Origin of the sequence: Salinigranum sp. (genome assembly GCF_041641895.1) — an archaeon.
GTDB lineage: Archaea > Halobacteriota > Halobacteria > Halobacteriales > Haloferacaceae > Salinigranum.
The window spans coordinates 1-21,169 of record NZ_JBEPXO010000034.1 but is presented as its reverse complement, the minus strand read 5'-3'; the positions used below and the strand labels follow the sequence as shown (position 1 = coordinate 21,169).

Below are 21,169 nucleotides of genomic sequence, written 5' to 3'. Positions count from 1 at the left end.
CGTCGTCCAGGCTCACATGCCGTACCTGGCGCTCGATACGACCGGCGACCCGTCGCCGGAGGACCGCAGAGCGTGCACCGAGGCGCTGACCGACCGTTACGTCGAGGAGATGGCAACGTCACCGGGACACGTCGCCGTCGCGATCCGGGAGCACCCACCGAGCGCCATGTCGCTGGGCCGGGCCGAGGACGGGCCGATCGCAGTGCTCGACGCCGACATCCGTCGAGGCCGGTCGTTCGAGCGCCGGCGGTCGTTCGGGCTCGCGGCCATCGACTGGCTGCACGACGAGTGGGGGCTCCCGCGCCCGAACCTGAAAGTGGTGTTCACGCAACACGACGGCGAGGAGCTGATGGGCGCAGAGCGCGTCGGCGGGGAGTGGTCGCCCGACGAGGCCTGAGCGACCGACTCGACCGCTCGGCTCGCGGCCGAACGGACCGTCCGGTCACCGGTCCACGGACGCGACGGCCCGGTCGACGAGGCGGCCCGCGAGGCCGGTGTACGCGGTCGGGTCGGTCAGCGCACGGATCTCTTCGTCGGACAGGTGGTCGGTCACCCGGTCGTCGGCAGACAGGACCGAGACGAAGTCGTCGTTCCCCTCCACGGCCTCGGTCGCGGCCTCGTGGACGACTCGGTGGGCCGCCTCCTTGCCGACGCGGTCGGCCAGCGCCATCATCACCCGCTCGGAAGCCACGAGCCCGCCGTGGTGTTCGAGGTTTCGCTCCGCCACACTCTCGTCGACCGTCAGGCCGTCGAGCACCTCCCGGACCGCGCGCGCCTGACGCCCGAACGCGAGACAGACCTCCGGGAGGAGGCCGAACTCCCCGACCCAGGTCGCGTAGTCGCGCTCGTCGTAGCCGCTCTGGCGGGCGTGCATCTCGGCGGCGCGAGCGCGTATCCGATGTGCCATGGCCACCGCGACCTGCGAGCGCAACGGGTTGCGCTTGTGTGGCATCGTCGAACTGCCCACAGCGTCGGCCGGGACCGGTTCGGTCACCTCGCCGACCTCGGGTCGGTTACAGAGCAGGACCTGCTTGGCGACCCGCGCGAGTGTCCCCGCGGCCGTCGCGACGGCGCTCGTCAGCGCAGCGAAGCGGTCGCGCGCGGCGAACCACGCGACGGCCGGGACGGCAAGCCCGAGCCGGTCGGCCAGCGCCTCCTGGACCGCCAGTCCGTCCTCACCGAGCGAGGCGAGCGTCCCCGTCGCGCCGAAACACTGGACGACGGTGACCTCCTCGCGGACCGCGCGCAACCGCGTCACCCGGCGGGAGAGTTCGTCCAGCCAGGAAGCGAACCGCAGCCCCCACGTCGTCGGCGTCGCGTGCACGTGGTTTGTCCGCCCGACCGCGGCGGTGTCGCGGTGGCGCTCGGCGAGCTCCACGAGGCGGTCCCCGAGCGCGTCGAGGTCCGAGAGGACGGCGTCCAGCCACTCCCGCAGCTGGAGGACGACCGCGGTGTCGGAGACGTCCTGAGTCGTCACCCCCCAGTGGACGTACCGTGCCGCCGATTCGGGGAGCGTCTCGAGCCAGGCTTCGAGCACCGCGACGCTGAATATCTTCCCGGGCGCCGTGTGCCGCTCGATGTCGGATGCGCCCACGGCGTCGCGGGCGGCCCCGTCGACGATGGTTTCGGCCGCGTGGCTCGGGACCAGTCCGACCTCGGCCTGCGCGCGGGCGAGTGCCGCCTCGACCCGGAGGAACGACGCGACGAATCCCTCCTGTGAGAACACCGCGCGAGCCTCCGGCGTCCCGTACACGTCTGCGAACAGTGACCCGTCGAGGTGAGTTGGCATGCCCCTCGGTACGACGCCCCGGGGGTAAAACCCGTGGCCGGCGGTCCCGAACGCGGGTCAGTACTTTGTACCGGCAGCACGACAGTCGGGGGCATGGTACTCGATATCGACCGTGAGCGGTTCGTGGAGACGATGGAGCACCAGGCGGAGATCGGCGCGAACGAGGACGGTGGGCTGGACCGACTGGCGCTGACCGACGCAGACCGCGCGGTCCGCGACTGGTTCGAGGACCAGCTCGAGGCGCTCGACCTGGACACCAGGGTCGACGAGATGGGAAACATGTTCGGTCGTCGGCAAGGCGCGACCGACGAGGGGGCGGTCCTGCTGGGCTCGCACCTCGACTCCCAGCCCAACGGCGGCATCTACGACGGCCCGCTGGGGATTGTCGCCGCGCTGGAGTTCGTCCGGACGCTCGAGGACGAGGGGATCGAGACCGAGCGGCCCGTCGAGGTCGTCAACTGGACGAACGAGGAGGGGTCGCGGTTCCAGCCGGCCATGATGGCGAGCGAGGTCTGGGCTGGCAAGACATCGGTCGAAGCGGCCGACGAGACGACTGACGACGAGGGCGTCCGCTTCGACGACGCGCTCGAGCGCATCGGCTACCGGGGGGACGCGCCCGCCGAACCGCACGACGAGTACGACTCGTACCTCGAACTCCACGTCGAACAGGGACCGTTTCTCGACCGCGGCGGTCACGACGTGGGCGTCGTCACCGGCATCGTCGGGCTCCAGTGGGGGGAGATCACCTTCCACGGCGAGGCCAACCACACGGGAACGACCCCGATGCAGTACCGCAGCGACGCGCTGGTCGCCGCCAGCGACGTCGTCACCCAGATTCGGCGGCTGCCGGGGACGCTCGGCGAGCGGACCGTCGCGACGACGGGCGACATCAGCGTCGAGCCCGGGTCGATCAACATCATCCCCGAGACGGTCCGGTTCACGTTCGACCTGCGGGACCCCGACGACGACGTGATCGCCGAGGGACTGGAGCGGGTCCGGGCCGAGATGGAGGCGGCCGCCGAGCGTGAGGGCGTCGAGTGGGAGTACGAGGAGCGGATGTCCGCCGGGAGCGTCGACTTCGTCGACCGGTGCGTGTCGGCCGTCCGTGAGGCGGCGGCCGACCTGGGCCACGACGCGCGGGAGATGGTAAGCGGCGCGGGGCACGACGCCACCCACGCCGCCAGCGTCTGTGACACCGCGATGGTGTTCGCGGTCAGCGAGGGGGGCAAGAGTCACACGCCCGAGGAGTACACCAGCTGGGACGACTGCCACGCGGCCGCGGAGACCTACGCGAACGCGGCACTGCGGCTGGCGGGCGTCGCCGACGGAGGTGACCCGGTGTGAGCGACGACCGCGACCGGATCCGCGCCGTCGCAGACCGACTCGGCTTCGAACCCCCGGCGGAGTTGCTCGAACAGTCCCTCGAGACGGCCCGGTCGCTCCGGGAGACGGCCGCGGAACTCGACGCACCGGACGACGTATCCGTGACGACCGAACCCGAGGTCGAACCCAGCGACGACCGCGGCGCCCTCCTCGCGACGTACGATGATCCCCGACGGGAGGCGGAAACGGGGCCGCTGGCCGGCGAGACGGTCGCGGTGAAGGACAACATCGCGGCCGCGGGCCTCCCGATGACCTGCGGGTCGGAGCGGGTCGCGACTACCCCGGCGGGGGACGCTGCAGTCGTCGAGCGCCTCCTGGCGGCCGGCGGGACGCTGGTCGGGAAGACGAACATGGACGCGTTCGCCCTGGGGCCCAGCGGCGAGTTCAGCGACTACGCACGCGTCGAGAATCCCGTCGCGCCCGACCGCGTCCCGGGCGGCACCTCTTCCGGGAGCGGCGTCGCCGTGGCGGCGGGACGGGTCGACGCCGCCCTCGGGACTGACACCGGCGGCTCCATCCGGATCCCGGCGGCGTGTTGCGAGGTGATCGGCGTCAAGCCCACGCACGGGTACGTACCCCGCCACGGCTTCGTCTCGTTCGGCCCGTCGCTGGACACGATCGGACCACTGGCGCGCGACGTCGACACTGCGGCCCGCGCACTGGCTATTATCGGCGGGGCCGACCCCCGCGACCCGACCTCGGCCGGCAAACCCCCCTCGGACACTGCCGACCCGCTCGACCGGGGCGGGGAGGTGACCGTGGGCCTTCCGGGGTCGTTGTTCGGGGCCAGCGACGACGGGGTGGCCGAGGCAGTCCGGTCGGCCGTCGACGACGCCCCGCTCGACGCGACGCCGGTCTCGCTCCCGCTCGGAGCGGTCGAGGCCGCGTACTTTCTGATAGGTGCGACGGAGTTCGTCTGGTACGTCGACCAGGGCGGGACCGTCCGCGGCCAGGGGCCGGACTACTCGGCGGCGGTCCGCGCGTTCGTCGCCGCGAGCAAGGAGACCGACCTCGGCGACCACATCACGAAACGGGTGCTCCCCTCGGCGTACCTCGACGCCGAGACGGACGGGGACGCGTACTGGCGGGCGCGTCGCGAGGCGATCGCCTTCCGCCGGCGCGCCGACGCGGCCCTGTCCGAGGTGGACGCGCTGGTCCTCCCGACCATCCGGACGCTCCCGCCCGAGTACGGGCAGATGGAGAGCGTCGAGGACATGCTGACGATGCTCGGCAACACTGCGCCGTTCAACCTCTCGGGACACCCCGCCACCTCGGTCCCGGTCGAGCGCGTCGACGGACTCCCCGTCAGCGCCCAGGTCGTCGGACCGCGGTTCGGGGACTTCGACACGCTCTCGATAGCCGCGCGACTCACAGACACGTAGGACCGAGGGACGCCTCGGAGTCAGCCACGAGGAGAACGACCCCTCGAGGGTGCGGCTCGCTGTCGGGTTTCGAGTCCGAACCCCCGCACGAGGGCGAGAGTAGACCCGGAGCGGACGCCGGAGGGGTTCCGCCACGACAACCTAAGACAATATCACTCATATATAGCTATACATTGTATAACGGCGTTAATTATATATGCGAGAAAAATAACATCGCCTACTATGCCAGATGGTGACAGCCATCGCAGTGACGGAGGAGACAGGTCCACAAAAGTGCGCCGCCGCCAGTTCCTGGGAACAGTCGGGATCGCCAGCGTCGGACTGGCTGCCGGGTGTAGCGGGAGCGGTGGCGGTGGCGGCGGCGGTGATGGCGGCGGCGGCGGTGATGGCGGTGGCGATGACGGCGGTGGCGGCGGTGGGACCGAGTCCACGACGACTTCGACGTCCGCGTCGAACACTGATCCGATCACCATCGGTGCCAGCGCAGCGCTGACCGGCAAGTACTCGCTCGAAGGCACCACGATGAAGGAGGGGTACGAGGCGTGGATCCAGCAGGTGAACGAGAACGGCGGTCCGCTCGGCGACAGCGCGGGCCTCATCGGTCGTGAGGTCGAACTCAAGCTCTACGACGACCAGTCCGACCCCTCGCGAGCGGTCAACCTCTACAAGCGCCTGATCAACCAGGACAACGTGGACGTGGTGATGGGTCCGTACTCCAGCGCGGTGTCGACCTCGGTCATTCCGATCATCGAGCAGAACCAGAAGGCCTGCGTGATGCCGATGATGTCCGACACCAGCGTGCTCGCAGAGCGCGACGTCAGCTACGTCACGCAGTCGATCGCCCCGGCGAGCACCTACGTGAAGGGCGCCATCGAGATCGGCGCCGCGAACGACGCCGAGAGCATCGCCGTCGTCTACGAGGACTCGGCGTTCCCGACGAGCGCCGCGGAGGGCCACATCCCGTACGCCGAGGAGCAGGGGCTGGAGGTCGTCCACCAGGAGGCCTACCCGAAGGACATCAACGACTACACCCCGATCATGAACAAGGTTCAGTCGGCGGGGGCCGACGTCGTCATCGGTGGCGGGTACACCCCGGACGCGGTCGGGCTGACGAAGGCCGCGCAGTCGCTCGGGTACAGCCCCGGAATCTTCGGGTTCCTCGTCGGAGCGCAGGTTCCCGGCTACTACGAGTCCGTCGGCTCGGCCGGCCACGGAGTGACGGGCGACCTCTTCTGGGCACCCTGGTTCGAGGTGCCGCACAACGACGCGTTCGTCGAGGGCTTCATGAACGCCCACGGGGACAAGTACGACTCCGAAGACGACATCGACTACCACTCGCCCGGCGGGTACGCCGGCATGATGGTCATGGGCGAGGCCATCCGGCAGGTCGGCGAACTCGACCAGGACGCAATCGCCGAGCAGCTCCACCAGTCCGAGCCCGGGATTCCGTTCGCGAACGGGGTCTACAAGGTCAACGACCAGGGAATTCAGACCGGCCAGGCTCCGAGCCTCGGGCAGTGGCAGGAGGCCGACGGGGGCGACGAACTGACGCGCGAAGCAGTGTGGCCGGACCAGTACGCGACGGCGGATCCGGTCTACCCGCACCCCGGCTGGTAACCGACCGCCGGCCACCGCTTTGGGTCCAGTACATTCATTACCACGGATACAGCATCAACGTTCATGACCTTCCACGCATTGATAGTCGAGTTGGTCGTCCTGGGAATCTTTCTCGGGGCGTTCTACGGGTTGGCAGCGCTGGGGCTGAGCCTCGTGTTCGGCGTCCAGAACGTCATCAACCTCGCACACGGCGAGTTCCTGATGATAGGCGCGTACGTCACGTTCTTCGGGTGGTCGCTGTTCAACCTGCACCCGCTGATAAGTATCATCCTGGTCGTTCCGGTCACGTTCGCCGTCGGCGTGGCCATCCAGTGGGGGTTACTGGAGCGTATCGACCTGGACAACGAACTGACGACGCTGATATTCACGTTCGGCCTCGCGCTGGCGATCAGGGGTCTGGCGACGTACTCGATCAACACGTCGTACCAGTCGGTGTCGTTCCTGTCCGAGTCGGTGACGTTCGGCCCGGTGTCGTTCTCGCTGAACCGCCCGTTCGCGTTCGTGCTGGCGGTCGTCTCGGCGGGACTCTTCTTCGCGTTCCTCAAGTACACCGACTGGGGGAAAGCGATCCGCGCGACGTCACAGAACGCGGACATCGCGCGGGCCTGTGGGATCCGGACAAAGCGAGTCAGGATGGTGACGTTCGGACTGGGTGCGTCGCTCGCGGGCGTCGCGGGCGGAATCGCCGGAATCCTCTACACCATCTTCCCCGCCATGGGACTGGAGTACCTGCTGCGGGCGTTCGTCGTCGTCGTTCTGGGCGGCCTCGGGAGCCTGGTCGGCGCCATCGTCGCCGGGATCGGGTTCGGGATCGTCGAGTCGTTCGGGACGTTCTTCCAGTCGTCGACGGTCGCGTCGCTGCTGGCGTTCATCGTCCTGATTTTGACGCTGCTCGTCCGTCCACAGGGACTGTTCGGCCGCACGGACACGGGGGACTGATAGTATGGGAACTATCGGACTACCCGGCGAGTCCGCGGGACTCGGCGACCGGATCGAGAGCACCCTCGACTCGCTGTCGGCTGTCCACCGGGCGGTCGCCCTCGTGGCTGTGACCGGCCTCCTGATGGCGTTGCCGCAGCTGCTCAACGCCTACTTCGTGCAGGTGCTTTTCATCATCTTCCTGTTCATCACGCTCGGGTTCGGCTGGAACACCCTCTCGGGGTTCACCGGGTACATCAACTTCGGATACGCGGGGTTCGTCGGCCTCGGCGCGTACGTGACGGTCATCACGATCGTCGACTTCGGGCTCCCGTGGTTCGCGGCGCTGCTGGTCGCGGGGCTCGTGACCGCCGTCTTCGGCACGCTCATCAGCGCCCCCATCCTCCGGCTCAACGGCGCGTACTTCGCTATCGCGATGCTGTCGCTGGCGACTGCCGGTCGGCTGGCGACGACGACCGAGTACCTCTCGCCAATCACCCGCGGCGGGACCGGGATCTCCTTCTTCCCGGAACTGTCCTACGTCGACCAGTACTACCTGGCCGTCGTCCTGGCCATCGCGGCGGGCTACTTCACCTACCGGCTGGCCAACTCGCCGTTCGGACTGCGGCTACTGGCCATCCGAGAGGACGAACTCCTCGCCTCGGCGCTCGGGGTCAAGACGACGAGGGAGAAACTGCTCGCGATGTTCGCCCACGCACTGATCGCCGGGGTCGTCGGTGGCGTGCTCGCGTTCAACCTCTCGTACATCGACCCGAAGACCGTGTTCGACATCCGGTACACCGAGTTGCCGATCGTGATGGTCCTCTTCGGGTCTCCGGGGACGGTCATCGGCCCGATCATCGGTGGAGTCGCCTTCATCGTCGTCTCGGAGCTGCTGTGGTCGTCGTTCCCGACGCTCCACCAGTTCTTCTTCGGAATCGCCATCATGCTGGTGGTGATCTTCCTGCCGCGCGGCGTGACCGAGCGGCTCAAAGAGAAGGGCCTGCTCCCCCGACGGAGGTCACTATGAGCGGCGATCCGATCCTCGAGATCGAGTCGGTCCGCAAGGAGTTCGGGGAGCTGGTCGCCGTCGACGACGTCTCGTTCGACGTCGAGCGGGGCCAGATCCTCGGGCTGATCGGGCCGAACGGCGCCGGGAAGTCGACGCTGTTCGACCTCGTGACGGGCGTCCAGAGCCCCGACGGCGGAACCGTCCGCTACAACGGGCAGGATATCACCGACAACTCCCTCGAACGCAACGTCCGACTCGGGCTCGTCCGGACGTTCCAGCAGACCCGCGTCCTCGGGCAGATGACGGTTCGGGAGAACCTGCTGGTGGCGAGTCAGGTGGCCGACCAGCCGCGAGAGCGCGCGGACGAACTCCTCGAAGTGATCGAGCTGACGGAGAAGCGCGACATCCTCGCCGAGGGGCTGTCGTTCGGGCAGCAGAAGCTCATCAGCATCTCGCAGGCGTTGATGCTCGACCCGGAGATCATCCTCCTTGACGAGCCGCTGGCCGGCGTCAACCCGACCATGGAGAACAAGATCCTCGACCTGATCCACGAGATGCACGACGAGGGCACGACGTTCGTGTTCGTCGAGCACGACATGGACGTCATCATGTCCGAGTGCGAGGACATCGTCGTGATGAACTCCGGTGAGTTGCTCACGCGTGGGCCGCCGGCACAGATTCAGAGCGACGAGCGCGTCATCGAGGCGTACTTCGGGGGTGAGGCAGTGTGAAGGGTGACAAGATCCTCGATGCCGAAGACGTAACCAGCGGGTACGGCAACAACGAAGTCGTCCACGGGGTCGACCTGTTCGTCAGGGACGGCGAGTCGGTCTGTATCATCGGGCCGAACGGCGCCGGGAAGTCGACCGTCCTGAAGACGCTGACCGGTTACCTGCCCTGCTGGTCGGGGACGATACATTTCAACGGCGAGGACGTCACCGACGCCGAGACTGAAGACCTCATCGAACGGGGCGTCAGTATCGTTCCGCAGGGCGCGTCGACGTTCCCGGACATGACCGTCAAAGAACACCTCGACATGGGCGCGTGGCTGCTCGACGACGACGAGAAACAGGAGAGCCTCGAGTTCGTCTACGACCTGTTCCCGCGGATCGAAGAGCGCCTGCAACAGAAGATCAAGACCATGAGCGGCGGCGAACAGCAGATGGTCTCGATCGCCAGAGCGCTGATGATCGACCCGGACCTGCTGGTCCTCGACGAACCGTCACTGGGGCTGGCGCCGAACCTCGTCGACGAGGTGTTCGACCTCATCAACAGGGTCCAAGAGGCGGACGTGAGTATCCTGATGGTCGAACAGAACGCCGCGAAGGCGCTCGACAACACGGACCGCGGATACGTCATCGAGATGGGGAACGTCGAGTACGTGGACGAGAGTGAACAGCTCGCCGACGACCCGGAGGTCAAACAGCTGTACCTCGGAGGCTAACGCATGAGCACTCACAGCGAGCGACTGGAACGAGTCGTTTCGGCACTCGTCTCCCGCGAGACGGAGAACCCGCCGGGGAACGAGGCGGCCGCCGCGGAGTACATCGCCGAGTGGTTCGCCGAACGGGGCATCGACGCCGACCTCGTCGAGGAGCCGTACCCCGACCGCCCGCAGGTCGCGGTCCGGGTCGGCGGCGGGGACCCGACGGTCGTCCTCAACGGCCACATCGACGTCGTCTCCGCGGGCGACCGGTCGGCCTGGACGCACGACCCCTACGGGGCCGAGGTGGTCGACGGCACCCTCTACGGGCGCGGGAGCGCGGACATGAAGACGGGCGTTGCCGTGGGGATGCTGGCGACGGCCGACTTCGCGTCGAAATTCGAGGAGGGCGACCTCGACGGGAGCGTCGTCTTCCACGCCGCGATAGGCGAGGAGACCGCCGAGCCCGGCACGAAGGCGCTGCTCGAATCCGGGTACGACGGCGACTACGGCGTCGTCCTCGAACCAACCGGGATGCGTACGGCGACCAGCGAGAAGGGCCTGGCGTGGTACGAAATCACCGTCGCGGGGTCTCCGTCCCACGCGAGCCATCCCGACCAGGGTGACAACGCGATCGCGAACGCACGACTGGTGTTGGACACGCTCGAACGGTACGACGAGCGGGTCCGCGAGCGCGAGCACGACCTGCTCGGGCGGGCGTTCGCGACGACGACCCGAATGGACGCCGGCGTGAAGGAGAACGTCATCCCGGAGAGTGCGACAATCACGGTAGACCGGCGGATGCTTCCGTCCGAGGACGTGACCGACGTCGACGCGGAGATCGATTCGCTCCTGGCGGACGTGGAGGCTGACCACGGGATCCGCACGGAGTGGGAGCGGACCCGGACCTACGCGTCGGCCGAGATTCCGGTCGACAGCCCGATCGCGGAAGTCTTCCGCGAGCGCTCCGCCGCGACCGCCGGCGTCTCCACCAGTCCCTGGGGGATCGAGGCGTCGACGGACGTCCGCAACTTCGTCAACGACGCTGGGATCCCCGCAATCACGTGGGGACCCGGCGACCTCGACCAGGCACACACCGTCGACGAGTGTATCGACCTCGGCGAGGCGACGACTGCGCTCGAGGTGCTCGAAGCGTCGCTCACCGACCTCTTCGGGAGAGAGTAACGAGGTCGTCGAGGTCGCGGGACCGTGCTGTTCGCACTGCTCGTCTTCGCCTCCCGCGATCCCCTCTCTCGGGGCGTACCACGAACTGCGCCGGATAGCCGTGTGCATCGAGACGGCAGACCCGACTACTACCGCCAGCGTTCCGGACAGGCGTCACGGCCCATCGTCGACGGGAACGTCCACCTCCAGTTCGACGAGCGGGGTCTCGCTCGCGAGGCTCTCGACGCCGATGGCGGTGTGGCAGGGGAACGGCTCGGTCGGGAACACCTCCCGGTAGACCGCGTGGAACGCCTCGTAGTTGTCTTTGATGTCGACGACGTAGCTCGTGACCTTCACGACGTCGTCGAGGTCTCTGTCGACGTCGTGGAGAATCTTCTCGACGTTCTCGAACGCCTGTCGCGTCTGTGATTCGACGTCTCTCCCGACGTAGGTGCCCTGCTCGTCGGTCCCGACCTGTCCGGAGACGTGGAGCGTCCCGTCGGCGACGATTGCTGGGCTGAAGTGGTGCGGCGTCGTGTCGGCCAGGCCGTCCGGTTCGACGACTCTCCGTGTCATGCTCGAGTCGTCGTCAGGGTGGTCAATAACGGTTCGGCCGGTGTGTCGAAGTCCGGGGACGTCGGCCAGGTGGCGCACGATTACAGACCGCGACGCGCCTCACTCCTCGAACGTCATCCCGTAGCCCCACTCCTCCAGTTGGCCTTCGACCTCGTCGAGGTGGTCGAGGCCGACCATCACCAGCGCCTCGCGAAGGTCGGTGAGAGAGACGTCGTCGTCGAAGTGGTCCTCGAGCGCGTGGAGCGCGTCCCGCTCGGCGCGTTTGGTCTCCTCGTGGATGAACAGCGGCACCCGGTCGCGGCCGTCCTGAACCCCGTCTCGCCGGAACTTGTACGGGATGCGGAACTGCACGTTCGCCGACTGCGCGGACTGGTCCGTCTCGCCGCCTCCTCCCGACTCGGCCGTCTCTTGCGTGTCGGTCACGTCTGACGAGTCGGTCTCCGTCGACCCGCCAGTCACCTCCGGGGTGTCGTCCTCTGCGAAGGGGTCCTCGCCGGCACCCTCCTTCATCCCCGTCATGCGGAGACCACCTCGTGTTCGACGTCACCGGGTTCCGGTGGGTTCGGCGCCTCGAGACCCACGGCCGCCTCGAGGTGTCGCGCGACGCGGTCGAACTGCGCGAGCGTCTCGAGTTCGTAGTCGCGGCGGCGACTCCGGTGGTCGCGGACGTACGCGAACGCCGAGCACTGCTGCATCCAGCACCCTTCCATGAGCGACGCACGCTCGCCGATGATCTCCGGGATCGAGTACTGTATCTCGTCGACGATGGCGCGCTGGTCCCGGGTGTCTTTGAACCCGACGGGGACGGCAGCCAGGACGCCGACGTCGACGTCTAGCTGTTCCTGGAGGCCGGCGACGAGCGACTCCAGCCCTTCGACGGCCGCACGTCCTTTCGCGCTCGGCTCCAGCGGGATGACGAGCGAGCGGGTCGCGTGAATCGCGTTGTAGAGGTGTGGGCCTTCGGTCGCGGGCGGGTCGCAGATGAGGACGTCGTATCGGTCGGGCACGTCCGCCTCCCGGAGGACGCGGAGGAGCTGAGCGTGCATCCCGAACGCCTCGCCCATCGCCTCGGCCTGGTCCTTCTCGCGCTGGAGGTACTCCGCGAGGTCCGAGAGCATGTTGTGCTCCGGAACGATGTCGACACCCTCCACCGTTCGAACCAGGTCGTCGAAGTCGCCCTTCGGCCGTCGGATGAGGTGGCGAACGAGGTTGTCGACGGGGTCGGTGCGCTGGTCGTCGACGCCGAACAACCGCGAGAGGTCGCCGTCCTGTGGGTCGAGCGGGACTACCAGTGGTTTCAGTCCCGCACGCGCGTGCGCGACCGCCAGGTTCGCTGCGGTCGTGGTCTTCCCCACGCCCCCCGCCTCACTGTACGTCGAGTACGCGAGCATGTGTGCTCCATCCACGAGAAGGGTAATGAATCTTCGTCAGACAATTCATGAATCTGGACCGGTGTCTACAACACCGAGTCGAGTTCCTGAACTAGTTCACTGGTTCCAAGTAGCCACGTCACACACTCCACAGAGTAGATGAATACAAACAGTAAACAATCATACTGAACTCAAACAATGGATGCATGTACTGAACACATCTAGTGAACACAATCACTGAACACAACTACTGAACACAATTCACGGATGCAATTCATTAATACAGTTCACGGGTACACTTGTTGGGTGCATTTGTGGAATACAATGACTGGATACCGTGAATGAATTTATACAATGAAACATTACGGAGAAGACATTCGATGCATGTCTTCTCAAAGCACAGTTCAAAAACACAGGTACACGACGCCGGTGTCGAATGGAATCGCACACAGTCCCCAGTCGGTGTAGTGGTGGAGTGCGCGACGTGGACGCCGTGCGGGGGAGTCGGTAGCGCGTGATGACCGATACCGGAGACAGTATCCGTCGGCCGTCGAGAGCGGAGCGGGCCACGGCGATAGGCGGCCCGAGGGAAGGATCGAGGCGACGACACGGCGAACGAGAGAGGTCGAGGACCGAGACGACCGGGTGGCGGGCGGGTCCCCCGAATCGAGTTGGCAGGTCGCCGCCGGGTCACCGGACCGACTCACCGAGGTACCGCAGTCGCCGCGGGCGTACGCGAGTGACCGTTTCGGTCGGAGTCTCTGAGGAGTTCGGGGCCGACGACGTCGGCATTTCGCGGGCAAACGCCTTCCTATACACCCCATGCTGCTATATCTTCTTCGGGGGCGTCAGAGAGGCACAATCTCGGAGGATGGATTTGATGCGTGCCTTTTGTTCTCTGTATGTGGATGTGAAATAGGAGCAGTAATGCGATTTTAGTTTCTTTTCACTCAGAAAACTTTTCTAACGTACATACCCGATGTGAATCCGAGAATCACCAGACAGGAGCCTACCCAGTCTCATTCGGCGTGAAAATAAGGCACGCATCACACCCCAAACTCCGAAACTGTGGAGAGGCTGTGGCCGGTCGTCGACGACCGGTTCCGGGAGCGGGCCGGTGGTCGCCACGGGACTGCCGACCGCTTTCGTCGCCTTCCGTCACGGGGAGTGACGCTCTTTGTACTCGGTGACGAGGGCCTGCATGGTCTCTTTCGCGTCGCCGAATAGCATGTACGTGTTGCCGCGGGTGAACAGGGGATTGGGGATGCCGGCGTAGCCGGGGCTCAGACTGCGCTTCGAGACGACCACCGTCTCCGCCTCCCAGACGTGGAGGACCGGCATCCCGGCGATGGGACTCGACTCGTCGGTCAACGCGGCGGGGTTGACCACGTCGTTGGCGCCGACGACGAGCACCAGGTCGGTCTCCGCGAAGGTCGGGTTGACCGCTTCGAGTTCGCGCAGTCGCTCGTACGGCACGTTCGCCTCGGCGAGGAGGACGTTCATGTGTCCCGGCATCCGGCCGGCCACCGGGTGGATTCCGAACGCCACGTCGACGCCGTTCGCCGCCAGTAGACGCGCCAGTTCGGCGATGGCGTGCTGGGCCTGCCCGACTGCCATGCCGTATCCCGGCACGATGACGACCCGGCGGGCCGCGTCGAGCAGCATCTCGACCTCTTCGGGCGAGGTGGACATGACCCGTCCCTCGTAGGGGTCGTCGGCGTCGTCGCTGCGCCGAGCGACGTCGGCGTACCCGCCGAAGAGGACGTTCCCGAGCGACCGGTTCATCGCCCGGCACATGATTCGCGTGAGGATCATCCCGGAGGCGCCGACGAGCGTCCCCGCGATGACGAGGATGCTGTTGTCCAGCACGAACCCCGTCGTGGCGGCCGCCAGCCCCGAGCAGGCGTTCAGCAGTGCGATGACGACGGGCATGTCGGCGCCACCGATGGGCACGACCAGTAACACGCCCAGCAGGGACGCGGCGAGGACGAGTGTCCAGTAGGCCGGAACCCAGTCGGCCCGCACGACCGGTCCGAACGCGGCGGGCTGGAGGACGAGGACGACGCCCGCGCCGACGGCGACGAGCGCGACCAGCGGTTTGAGGACGCGTTCGCCCGCGTAGTGAACCGGGTGCTCGGAGAGTCCGTGGAGTTTCCCGGCGGCGACGAGGCTGCCACAGAACGTCACGGCGCCGATGAGTCCCGTCGTGGCTGCCGCGCCCGTCACGACGGACGACTGGAGGGCGGCGGCCTCGGCCGAACCGGCCCGGCCGACGAGTTCCGCACCCGCCACCAGGACCGAGGCACCACCGCCCAGCCCGTTGAACAGCCCGACGAGCTGCGGCATCTGCGTCGTCTCGACGGTGGTCGCCAGCCAGACGCCGACTGCCGTCCCGACCACCAGTGCCACCAGGAGGACCAGCGGCGAGAGGATGTCGAACCAGAGGACGGTGATGCCCACCGCGAGCACCATCCCGACGGACGAGACCAGATTCCCTCGAGCCGCCGTCCGCGGATGAGACATCTCGCGCAGCCCCGTGATGAAGAGCGTCGCCGAGACGAGGTACGCCAGGGACAGCACCGACGGCGGGAGCCCGTCGAGGAGCGCGGACACGGCTCAGTCCCTCCGTCGTCGGCCGAAGCTGCGGAGCATCTTGTGGCTCACCAGGTAGCCACCGACGACGTTGACCGTCGCCATGACCACCGCCACGAAGCCCAGTACGGTCGCCAGCGTCGACGCCCCGGAACCAGCCACGAGGACGGCGCCGATGAGCGTGACGCCGGAGATGGCGTTGGTGCCCGAGATGAGGGGCGTGTGCAGGTTGGCGGGAATCTTGGTGATGACCTCGTAACCGAGGAACGCGGCCAGCACGAACAGCGTCAGGTTCTCGACGAACGCCATCAGCGGCCCTCCCGGCGTGGCTGTCTCGAGCGCTGGGCCTTCAGCGTCATACGACGCCCGCCTCCACGAGCGGGGGTCGCGTCTCGCCGTCGTGCGTGAGGAGGGTCGCGTCGACCACCTCGTCGGTGGTGTCGATGGCGAGGGCCCCGTCCGTGACGAGGGCCGCGAGGAAACTGGTCACGTTGTTCGCGAAGAGGTGACTCGCCGTGTGACTGACGGTACTCGGCAGGTTGGTCGGGCCGAACACCCTGACGCCCGCGTGTTCGACCGTCTCGTCCGCCCGGGTCGGCTCGCAGTTCCCTCCCCCCTCGGCTGCGAGGTCGATTACGACGGAGCCACGGTCCATCCCCTCGAGCATCGCCGCGGTCACGAGGGTCGGGGCCGGTCGACCGGGGACGGCGGCGGACGTGATGACGACGTCCGCGTCGGCGACTGCCTCTGTCATCAGTTCTCGCTGCCTGCGGTAGAACGCCTCGTCCTGTTCGGTGGCGTACCCCGACTCGGTGGCACGCTTTTCGGTTTCGATGTCGAGTTCGAGGAACTCCGCCCCGAGACTCTCGACCTCCTCTCTCACGGCGGGCCGGATGTCGTACGCCCGGACCCTTGCCCCGAGTCGTCTGGCCGTCGCGATGGCCTGGAGACCGGCCACGCCGGCGCCCACCACGAACACCTTCGCGGGGTGGACCGTGCCGGCGGCGGTCATCTGCATCGGGAACAGCGCGGAGAGTTCGTTCGCAGCCAGCACCGCCGCCTTGTACCCGCCCAGACTCGCCATCGAGGTGAGCGCGTCCATGCTCTGTGCGCGACTGAGACGCGGGAGGAGTTCGAGCGCGAACGCGCTGAGACGGCGGTCGACGAGCGTCTCGACGTCGTCGGCCGTGAGGCGGTAGGGCCCGAGGAGTCCGACGACGACCTGTCCGTCTCGATAGGGGTCGACGGTCGCGTCGGAGACGGCACCGAGCGCTCGGACGTGAACGACGACGTCGGCGCGCTCGAACACCTCGTCGCGGCTCTCGGCCACGTCACACCCCACGTCCCGATAGGCCGTGTCCGGCCAGTCCGACCCCGCGCCGGCGCCCGGAGCGACGGTGACCGCGATGCCGCGTTTCACCAGCGTCGCAGCGACGGGAGGAGTGAGCGCGACTCGCGCTTCCCCCGCGGCCCGTTCGGTCGGGACGCCGACGTTCATGGCCGGGCCGTCGGTCGTGTTCGGTCCGTGGCTGCTCGAAGCGAATCGTGAAGTGGTGCGCTCGTCGTCCTCATCGTCGCCACTCCGTTCGCGTGCCGTCGTCAAAGAGGTTCGTAGCCGACGGTCGTTCGACGTGGACGGTCCGGTCGGAAGCCGCGTGTCGGAGCCGACCGGGTCGGCCGCCGTCACCCCACCCCAGTCGGACGGCTACTGCGCGACGTAGCCACCGTCGATGGGGCGGTCCTCACCGGGACGGGCGCCGCCGGTTCGTCGGTCGTGCAACTCTCGACAGCCCCGTCGGGTCGCGTCGGTGGCGTCCGCCAGTAGTTCGGCATCGAACTGACCGACGGCCCCGCACCCCGGAGCATGCAGCTGACTCCCGTCCGAATCGACGCCGAAGGCTCCCTCTCGGGGGTCTTCCCACCGGCCGAGGAGCGAGAGGTCGGCGGCCGCAGACTCCTCGTCGCGGAGGCGGACGTCGGCGGGGCGACCGACTCGACCGAGTGGTTCCAGTACTGCGGCGTCCAGTCTATCCCGGCGAGCACGCGTCACGAGGTCCCCGGGCGGGGCCGCCCCACTCGAACGGCCCGAGAGAGTCGGACGGCGGTGGTGGCACTTATGTTGTCGCCTAATGACACGTCACACGATGACTGCTTCGAGACCCACGTTCGATATCCAGACCGCAGAGGGGGCCGAACCGGGGACGGTGCTCGTCGTCGGAACCGCGAACCCGGGGCTGGCTGGATTGACAGCGATCGACTACCTCATAACGCACACGCACACCGAACAGATCGGTCACGTCGGCACGGGGAATCTCCCGGACATCACGCCGTTCACCGCGGGCGAACCGCGGTACCCGATGCGACTGTTCAGCTCGTCGGACTCGGATATCTGCGTGCTGATGAACGAGCTGTTCGTGCCGACGTGGGCGAGCGAGGCGTTCGCCGACGCCGTCGTCGCGTGGGCGGCGACGGTCGGTATCGAAGAACTCTGTCTCGTCCACGGCGTCCCGTTCCCCCACGGCCCGGACGAACACGTCGTCTTCCACGTCGGAACGTCCGCGTTCCGCGAGCGACGCGTCGGGGACAGCGGACTCGCCCCGCTCGCCGGAGGGTTCTTCGACGGCGTCCCCGGCGAACTGATGACGCGCGCACTCGACGGCGACGCCCCACCGGTGGGCGCGCTGGTGACGCCGACACACCCGCCGGGACCCGACCTCGACGGCGCGCTCCGGTTCCTCGAGGCGCTCGAGACGCTGTATCACCTCTCGGTCGACGAGACCGACCTCAGGGCCCGCGCCGAGGAGATGCGGAAGTACTACCAGGGGCTCGCCGAACGGATGGAGAGTCTCGGTCAGGGCGAGGCGCTGTCGAGTCACGACTACCCCGAGGACCGCATGTACATGTGAGGCGTCCGCCCCGATGCCCGAACCGGTTCCCGGTCGGCCTGCACGACGTGGCTCGGGACACCGGAGAGCCACACCGCCGAGAGACAGCGTCATAGCCGTAGAGGGACTCCTGTCGGAGTGATGGACGAGACCGAGACCCGCGCCGTCGGTTCGTGGACGGACAGTCCGGTCTGGCGGTTGTACTCGGTCTACGGGCGGTCACACCTGCCCTACGCGGGCCTCGGCGTCGTCTCGACGGTGCTCGGACGCCTCTTCGGACTCGTCCCCGCGTTCGTCATCGGCCTGACCGTCGACGCCATCTTCCTGCGCGAACGCCCCTTCGGCCTCCCGCTCGTCCCCGACGCGTGGCTGCCGACGACTCCGACGGCGCAACTGTCCGTCTCGGTCGGCGTGCTGGTCGCGGCGACGGTCGTCGGCGCAGTCGCCTCGTGGCTCGAAGACTGGAGCTGGAGCGTCTTCGCTCAGCGGGTCCAGCACGCGCTCCGCGTCGACGCGTACGACCGGCTCCAGCGGCTGGAACTCGCGTACTTCACGAGTCGTCGCACGGGCGACCTGATGAGCGTGCTCAACAACGACGTGAACGCGCTCGAGACGTTCCTCGAGGACGGGCTGAGTGCGACGCTGTGGATCGGTGCGACCGTCATCGGCATCGGCGCCGTCCTGCTGGCGCTCAACGCCCCGCTGACGCTCGTGACGCTCCTGCCGATTCCCGCGCTCGTCGTGTTCACCCTCGTGTTCACGCGCGTCATCGAGCCGAAGTACCTCGCCATCCGCGGCGAGATCGGCGACCTGAACTCCCGGCTGGAGAACAACGTCAGCGGCATCGAGGTCATCAAGACGGAGGGGGCGGAGGCGTACGAGCGCGACAGGGTCGCGTCGGCGTCGGCGGCCTACCTGCGTGCGAACCTCACCGCCATCAGGACACAGATCACCTACTACCCCGGACTGACGGTCATCTCCGGGGTCGGGTTCGCCGTCACCTTCCTGATCGGTGGCCTCTGGGTGCTCACGGGGGCACCGTTCGGGTTGGCCGCGTCGCTCAGCCCCGGCGAGTTCGTCACCTTCGTCATCTACGCCCAGCAGTTCGTCTGGCCCGTCATCCGCCTCGGGAGCGTCGTCGACGACTACGAGCGAGCCAAGGCCGCGGCCGTCCGCGTGGTGGGCGTCATGACGCGCGAGAGCGACGTCGTGGACGACCCGGACGCGCCGCCGCTCGTGGTCCGGGAGGGGCGCGTGGCGTTCGACCACGTCTCGTTCAGATACGACACGGCGGGGAGACAGCGGGTCGTCACCGACGTCTCGCTCGACGTCGGCGGCGGCGAGACCGTTGGCGTCGTCGGCCCGACGGGTGCCGGGAAGTCGACGCTGCTCAAACTACTCCCACGGCTGTACGACGTCGACGACGGTGCGGTCCGGGTCGACGGCCAGGACGTCCGGGACGTGCGCCTCGCGAGTCTCCGGCGCGCAGTCGGCTACGTCAGCCAGGACCCGTTCCTCTTCTTCGGGACGGTCCGCGAGAACATCCGGTACGGGACGTTCAACGCGACCGACCAGGACGTCGAAGCGGCCGCCAGACGGGCGCAGGCGCACGAGTTCGTCCTGAACCTCCCCGACGGCTACGACACGCTGGTCGGCGAGCGCGGGGTGAAGCTCTCGGGCGGCCAGCGGCAGCGAATCGCGCTCGCCCGAACGATCCTCAAAAACCCCGCGATTCTCGTGCTGGACGAGGCGACGTCGAGCGTGGACACCGAGACGGAGGCGCTCATCCAGCGGAGCATCGCCGAGTTCGCGCGCGACCGGACGACGTTCGTCATCGCCCACCGTCTCTCCACCGTCCGGACCGCCGACCGCATCGTCGTCGTCGACGACGGCCGGATCACGGAGCGCGGGACCCACGAGGAACTGCTCGAACGCGACGGGTTGTACGCCAACTTCTGGCGCGTCCAGGCCGGGGACGTCGAGTCGCTCCCGCCGGAATTCCTCGAACGGGCAGTACAGCGGAGCGCCGAGCGAGCGGACGGACTCGACTGGTCACCGGAGTAGGTGACCCGGCTCTCGAACCCGCCGGGTCGTCCGGGCTACCCGTCCCTCTCCCCGACGAGGCCCGTCGACGTGTTTATACACCGTCTGGTGATACAAACACGTGCAATGGTACCACGACTCGAACAGCCGACCGGACGGAGAACGAGATGACCGACTGTCCCGAGTGCGGCGGCAGGGTCGACCTCCCCGAGACGGTCGAAGTCGGGGAGATCGTCGACTGTAACAGCTGTGGGAGCGAACTGGAGGTGGTCGACGACGACCCCGTGACGCTCGACGCGGCACCGGACCTCGAGGAAGACTGGGGAGAGTGATGCACTGCGGTGTACTCTACACGCGTATCCGAGAGGACGAGAAACTCCTCGTTGAGGCGTTGCGGGCGGCGGGACACGACGTGACGAAAATCGACGTCCGAGAGCTGTGTTTCCACCTCGAGGGCGCGCCCGCAGTGTTCGACGACGTCGACGTCACCGTCAACCGGTGTCTCGAGTCCTCGCGGAGCCGATACGTCACGCGACTCCTCGACCGCTACGGGGTCGACGTCGTCAACAACCCGCTGACGACTGCAATCTGTGCCGACAAAGTGTGGGGGAGCGTCGCCCTGCTCTCCGCCGGGGTCCCGACGCCACGGACGACCGTCGCGTTCACCCCCGAGTCCGCGCTCGCCGCGATCGAGGAGTTCGGCTACCCCTGTGTCCTGAAGCCAGTCACCGGCTCCTGGGGTCGACTGATCTCTCGAATCGACACGCGCGCGGCTGCCGAGACGGTGCTCGAGCACAAAGACGTCCTCGGCGGCTACGAACACAAGGTGTTCTACGTCCAGGAGTACGTCGAGAAACCCGGCCGCGACATCCGGGTGCTGACCTGCGACGCCGAGCCGGTGGCCGCGATGACGCGCACCTCGGACCACTGGCTGACGAACGCAGCGCGCGGCGCGACCACCGAGCAGTTCGAACTCGACGACGCGGCGGCGGACGTCGCGCGCCGGGCCGGGGAT

General features: G+C 67.5%; 21 protein-coding genes. 13 read left to right on the top strand and 8 right to left on the bottom strand.

Annotated elements, in window-relative coordinates:
* The first annotated feature begins 16 nt into the window (after positions 1-16).
* Positions 17-397 (top strand): 4-oxalocrotonate tautomerase family protein, encoded by a 381-nt coding sequence (locus tag ACESK5_RS09240; protein ID WP_372911272.1) that lies wholly within the window; start codon positions 17-19, stop codon positions 395-397.
* A 45-nt stretch (positions 398-442) separates the two neighbouring features.
* Here ACESK5_RS09240 and ACESK5_RS09235 read toward each other — a convergent pair whose 3' ends face one another.
* On the bottom strand, positions 443-1,789 hold the full coding sequence (locus ACESK5_RS09235; RefSeq protein WP_372911271.1) for an adenylosuccinate lyase family protein: 1,347 nt from the start codon (positions 1,787-1,789) through the stop codon (positions 443-445).
* Positions 1,790-1,882: 93 nt separating this feature from the next.
* Between ACESK5_RS09235 and ACESK5_RS09230 the strand changes: the two genes are divergently transcribed.
* The 8 genes from ACESK5_RS09230 to ACESK5_RS09195 all read left to right on the top strand — a co-directional run bounded on the left by ACESK5_RS09230 (position 1,883) and on the right by ACESK5_RS09195 (position 10,709).
* Positions 1,883-3,133 carry a M20 family metallo-hydrolase gene (locus ACESK5_RS09230; RefSeq protein ID WP_372911270.1) on the top strand — a complete coding sequence of 417 codons (1,251 nt, stop codon included), beginning with the start codon at positions 1,883-1,885 and terminating at the stop codon, positions 3,131-3,133.
* The gene (locus tag ACESK5_RS09225) at positions 3,130-4,554 is read left to right on the top strand and encodes an amidase (protein WP_372911269.1); all 1,425 of its coding nucleotides are present in this window, start codon (positions 3,130-3,132) and stop codon (positions 4,552-4,554) included. The genes ACESK5_RS09230 and ACESK5_RS09225 overlap by 4 nt, the downstream gene beginning before the upstream one ends.
* A gap of 273 nt (positions 4,555-4,827) precedes the next feature.
* The gene (locus ACESK5_RS09220; protein ID WP_372911268.1) at positions 4,828-6,171 is read left to right on the top strand and encodes an amino acid ABC transporter substrate-binding protein; all 1,344 of its coding nucleotides are present in this window, start codon (positions 4,828-4,830) and stop codon (positions 6,169-6,171) included.
* 63 nt (positions 6,172-6,234) lie between these two features.
* Positions 6,235-7,110 (top strand): branched-chain amino acid ABC transporter permease, encoded by an 876-nt coding sequence (locus tag ACESK5_RS09215; protein WP_372911267.1) that lies wholly within the window; start codon positions 6,235-6,237, stop codon positions 7,108-7,110.
* 4 nt (positions 7,111-7,114) lie between these two features.
* Complete coding sequence (locus ACESK5_RS09210) at positions 7,115-8,119, top strand: branched-chain amino acid ABC transporter permease (protein WP_372911266.1); 1,005 nt, start codon at positions 7,115-7,117, stop codon at positions 8,117-8,119.
* The gene (locus tag ACESK5_RS09205) at positions 8,116-8,832 is read left to right on the top strand and encodes an ABC transporter ATP-binding protein (RefSeq protein WP_372911265.1); all 717 of its coding nucleotides are present in this window, start codon (positions 8,116-8,118) and stop codon (positions 8,830-8,832) included. Before ACESK5_RS09210 ends, ACESK5_RS09205 begins: the two co-directional genes overlap by 4 nt.
* Positions 8,829-9,545 carry an ABC transporter ATP-binding protein gene (locus ACESK5_RS09200; protein ID WP_372911264.1) on the top strand — a complete coding sequence of 239 codons (717 nt, stop codon included), beginning with the start codon at positions 8,829-8,831 and terminating at the stop codon, positions 9,543-9,545. The genes ACESK5_RS09205 and ACESK5_RS09200 overlap by 4 nt, the downstream gene beginning before the upstream one ends.
* A 3-nt stretch (positions 9,546-9,548) precedes the next feature.
* Positions 9,549-10,709, top strand: a complete 1,161-nt coding sequence (locus tag ACESK5_RS09195) for a M20 family metallopeptidase (RefSeq protein ID WP_372911263.1) — start codon at positions 9,549-9,551, stop codon at positions 10,707-10,709.
* Between the two features lie 153 nt (positions 10,710-10,862).
* On the opposite strand, the gene ACESK5_RS09190 is transcribed toward ACESK5_RS09195, so the two are convergent.
* The 7 genes from ACESK5_RS09190 to ACESK5_RS09160 all read right to left on the bottom strand — a co-directional run bounded on the left by ACESK5_RS09190 (position 10,863) and on the right by ACESK5_RS09160 (position 17,276).
* Positions 10,863-11,264 carry a RidA family protein gene (locus ACESK5_RS09190; RefSeq protein ID WP_372911262.1) on the bottom strand — a complete coding sequence of 134 codons (402 nt, stop codon included), beginning with the start codon at positions 11,262-11,264 and terminating at the stop codon, positions 10,863-10,865.
* Between the two features lie 99 nt (positions 11,265-11,363).
* Complete coding sequence (locus ACESK5_RS09185; RefSeq protein WP_372911261.1) at positions 11,364-11,783, bottom strand: hypothetical protein; 420 nt, start codon at positions 11,781-11,783, stop codon at positions 11,364-11,366.
* The gene (locus tag ACESK5_RS09180; protein WP_372911260.1) at positions 11,780-12,655 is read right to left on the bottom strand and encodes a ParA family protein; all 876 of its coding nucleotides are present in this window, start codon (positions 12,653-12,655) and stop codon (positions 11,780-11,782) included. The genes ACESK5_RS09185 and ACESK5_RS09180 overlap by 4 nt, the downstream gene beginning before the upstream one ends.
* A gap of 1,137 nt (positions 12,656-13,792) precedes the next feature.
* A complete protein-coding gene (locus ACESK5_RS09175) occupies positions 13,793-15,247 on the bottom strand; it encodes an NAD(P)(+) transhydrogenase (Re/Si-specific) subunit beta (RefSeq protein WP_372911259.1) in 1,455 nt (484 codons plus the stop codon).
* Positions 15,248-15,250: 3 nt separating this feature from the next.
* A complete protein-coding gene (locus tag ACESK5_RS09170; protein ID WP_372911258.1) occupies positions 15,251-15,535 on the bottom strand; it encodes an NAD(P) transhydrogenase subunit alpha in 285 nt (94 codons plus the stop codon).
* Between the two features lie 46 nt (positions 15,536-15,581).
* A complete protein-coding gene (locus ACESK5_RS09165; protein WP_372911257.1) occupies positions 15,582-16,724 on the bottom strand; it encodes an NAD(P) transhydrogenase subunit alpha in 1,143 nt (380 codons plus the stop codon).
* Between the two features lie 207 nt (positions 16,725-16,931).
* Complete coding sequence (locus ACESK5_RS09160; RefSeq protein WP_372911256.1) at positions 16,932-17,276, bottom strand: hypothetical protein; 345 nt, start codon at positions 17,274-17,276, stop codon at positions 16,932-16,934.
* A gap of 94 nt (positions 17,277-17,370) precedes the next feature.
* Between ACESK5_RS09160 and ACESK5_RS09155 the strand changes: the two genes are divergently transcribed.
* The 4 genes from ACESK5_RS09155 to ACESK5_RS09140 form a co-directional block, all read left to right on the top strand.
* On the top strand, positions 17,371-18,132 hold the full coding sequence (locus ACESK5_RS09155) for a proteasome assembly chaperone family protein (protein WP_372911255.1): 762 nt from the start codon (positions 17,371-17,373) through the stop codon (positions 18,130-18,132).
* Between the two features lie 120 nt (positions 18,133-18,252).
* Positions 18,253-20,175, top strand: coding sequence for an ABC transporter ATP-binding protein (locus ACESK5_RS09150; RefSeq protein WP_372911254.1), 1,923 nt, complete (start codon positions 18,253-18,255; stop codon positions 20,173-20,175).
* A 146-nt stretch (positions 20,176-20,321) separates the two neighbouring features.
* A complete protein-coding gene (gene lysW, locus ACESK5_RS09145) occupies positions 20,322-20,486 on the top strand; it encodes a lysine biosynthesis protein LysW (protein ID WP_372911253.1) in 165 nt (54 codons plus the stop codon).
* A partial coding sequence (locus ACESK5_RS09140; RefSeq protein WP_372911252.1) for a RimK family alpha-L-glutamate ligase occupies positions 20,486-21,169 on the top strand: 684 nt, incomplete at its 3' end. The genes lysW and ACESK5_RS09140, both read left to right, overlap by 1 nt.

Bases quoted from the DNA above. Each gene is read 5' to 3' on its own strand.
- ACESK5_RS09240 (WP_372911272.1), top strand. From the start codon at position 17: ATGCCGTACCTGGCGCTCGATACGACCGGCGACCCGTCGCCGGAGGAC.
- ACESK5_RS09235 (WP_372911271.1), bottom strand. From the start codon at position 1,789: ATGCCAACTCACCTCGACGGGTCACTGTTCGCAGACGTGTACGGGACG.
- ACESK5_RS09230 (WP_372911270.1), top strand. From the start codon at position 1,883: ATGGTACTCGATATCGACCGTGAGCGGTTCGTGGAGACGATGGAGCAC.
- ACESK5_RS09215 (WP_372911267.1), top strand. From the start codon at position 6,235: ATGACCTTCCACGCATTGATAGTCGAGTTGGTCGTCCTGGGAATCTTT.
- ACESK5_RS09210 (WP_372911266.1), top strand. From the start codon at position 7,115: ATGGGAACTATCGGACTACCCGGCGAGTCCGCGGGACTCGGCGACCGG.
- ACESK5_RS09205 (WP_372911265.1), top strand. From the start codon at position 8,116: ATGAGCGGCGATCCGATCCTCGAGATCGAGTCGGTCCGCAAGGAGTTC.
- ACESK5_RS09195 (WP_372911263.1), top strand. From the start codon at position 9,549: ATGAGCACTCACAGCGAGCGACTGGAACGAGTCGTTTCGGCACTCGTC.
- ACESK5_RS09190 (WP_372911262.1), bottom strand. From the start codon at position 11,264: ATGACACGGAGAGTCGTCGAACCGGACGGCCTGGCCGACACGACGCCG.
- ACESK5_RS09185 (WP_372911261.1), bottom strand. From the start codon at position 11,783: ATGACGGGGATGAAGGAGGGTGCCGGCGAGGACCCCTTCGCAGAGGAC.
- ACESK5_RS09180 (WP_372911260.1), bottom strand. From the start codon at position 12,655: ATGCTCGCGTACTCGACGTACAGTGAGGCGGGGGGCGTGGGGAAGACC.
- ACESK5_RS09170 (WP_372911258.1), bottom strand. From the start codon at position 15,535: ATGGCGTTCGTCGAGAACCTGACGCTGTTCGTGCTGGCCGCGTTCCTC.
- ACESK5_RS09165 (WP_372911257.1), bottom strand. From the start codon at position 16,724: ATGAACGTCGGCGTCCCGACCGAACGGGCCGCGGGGGAAGCGCGAGTC.
- ACESK5_RS09155 (WP_372911255.1), top strand. From the start codon at position 17,371: ATGACTGCTTCGAGACCCACGTTCGATATCCAGACCGCAGAGGGGGCC.
- ACESK5_RS09150 (WP_372911254.1), top strand. From the start codon at position 18,253: ATGGACGAGACCGAGACCCGCGCCGTCGGTTCGTGGACGGACAGTCCG.
- lysW (WP_372911253.1), top strand. From the start codon at position 20,322: ATGACCGACTGTCCCGAGTGCGGCGGCAGGGTCGACCTCCCCGAGACG.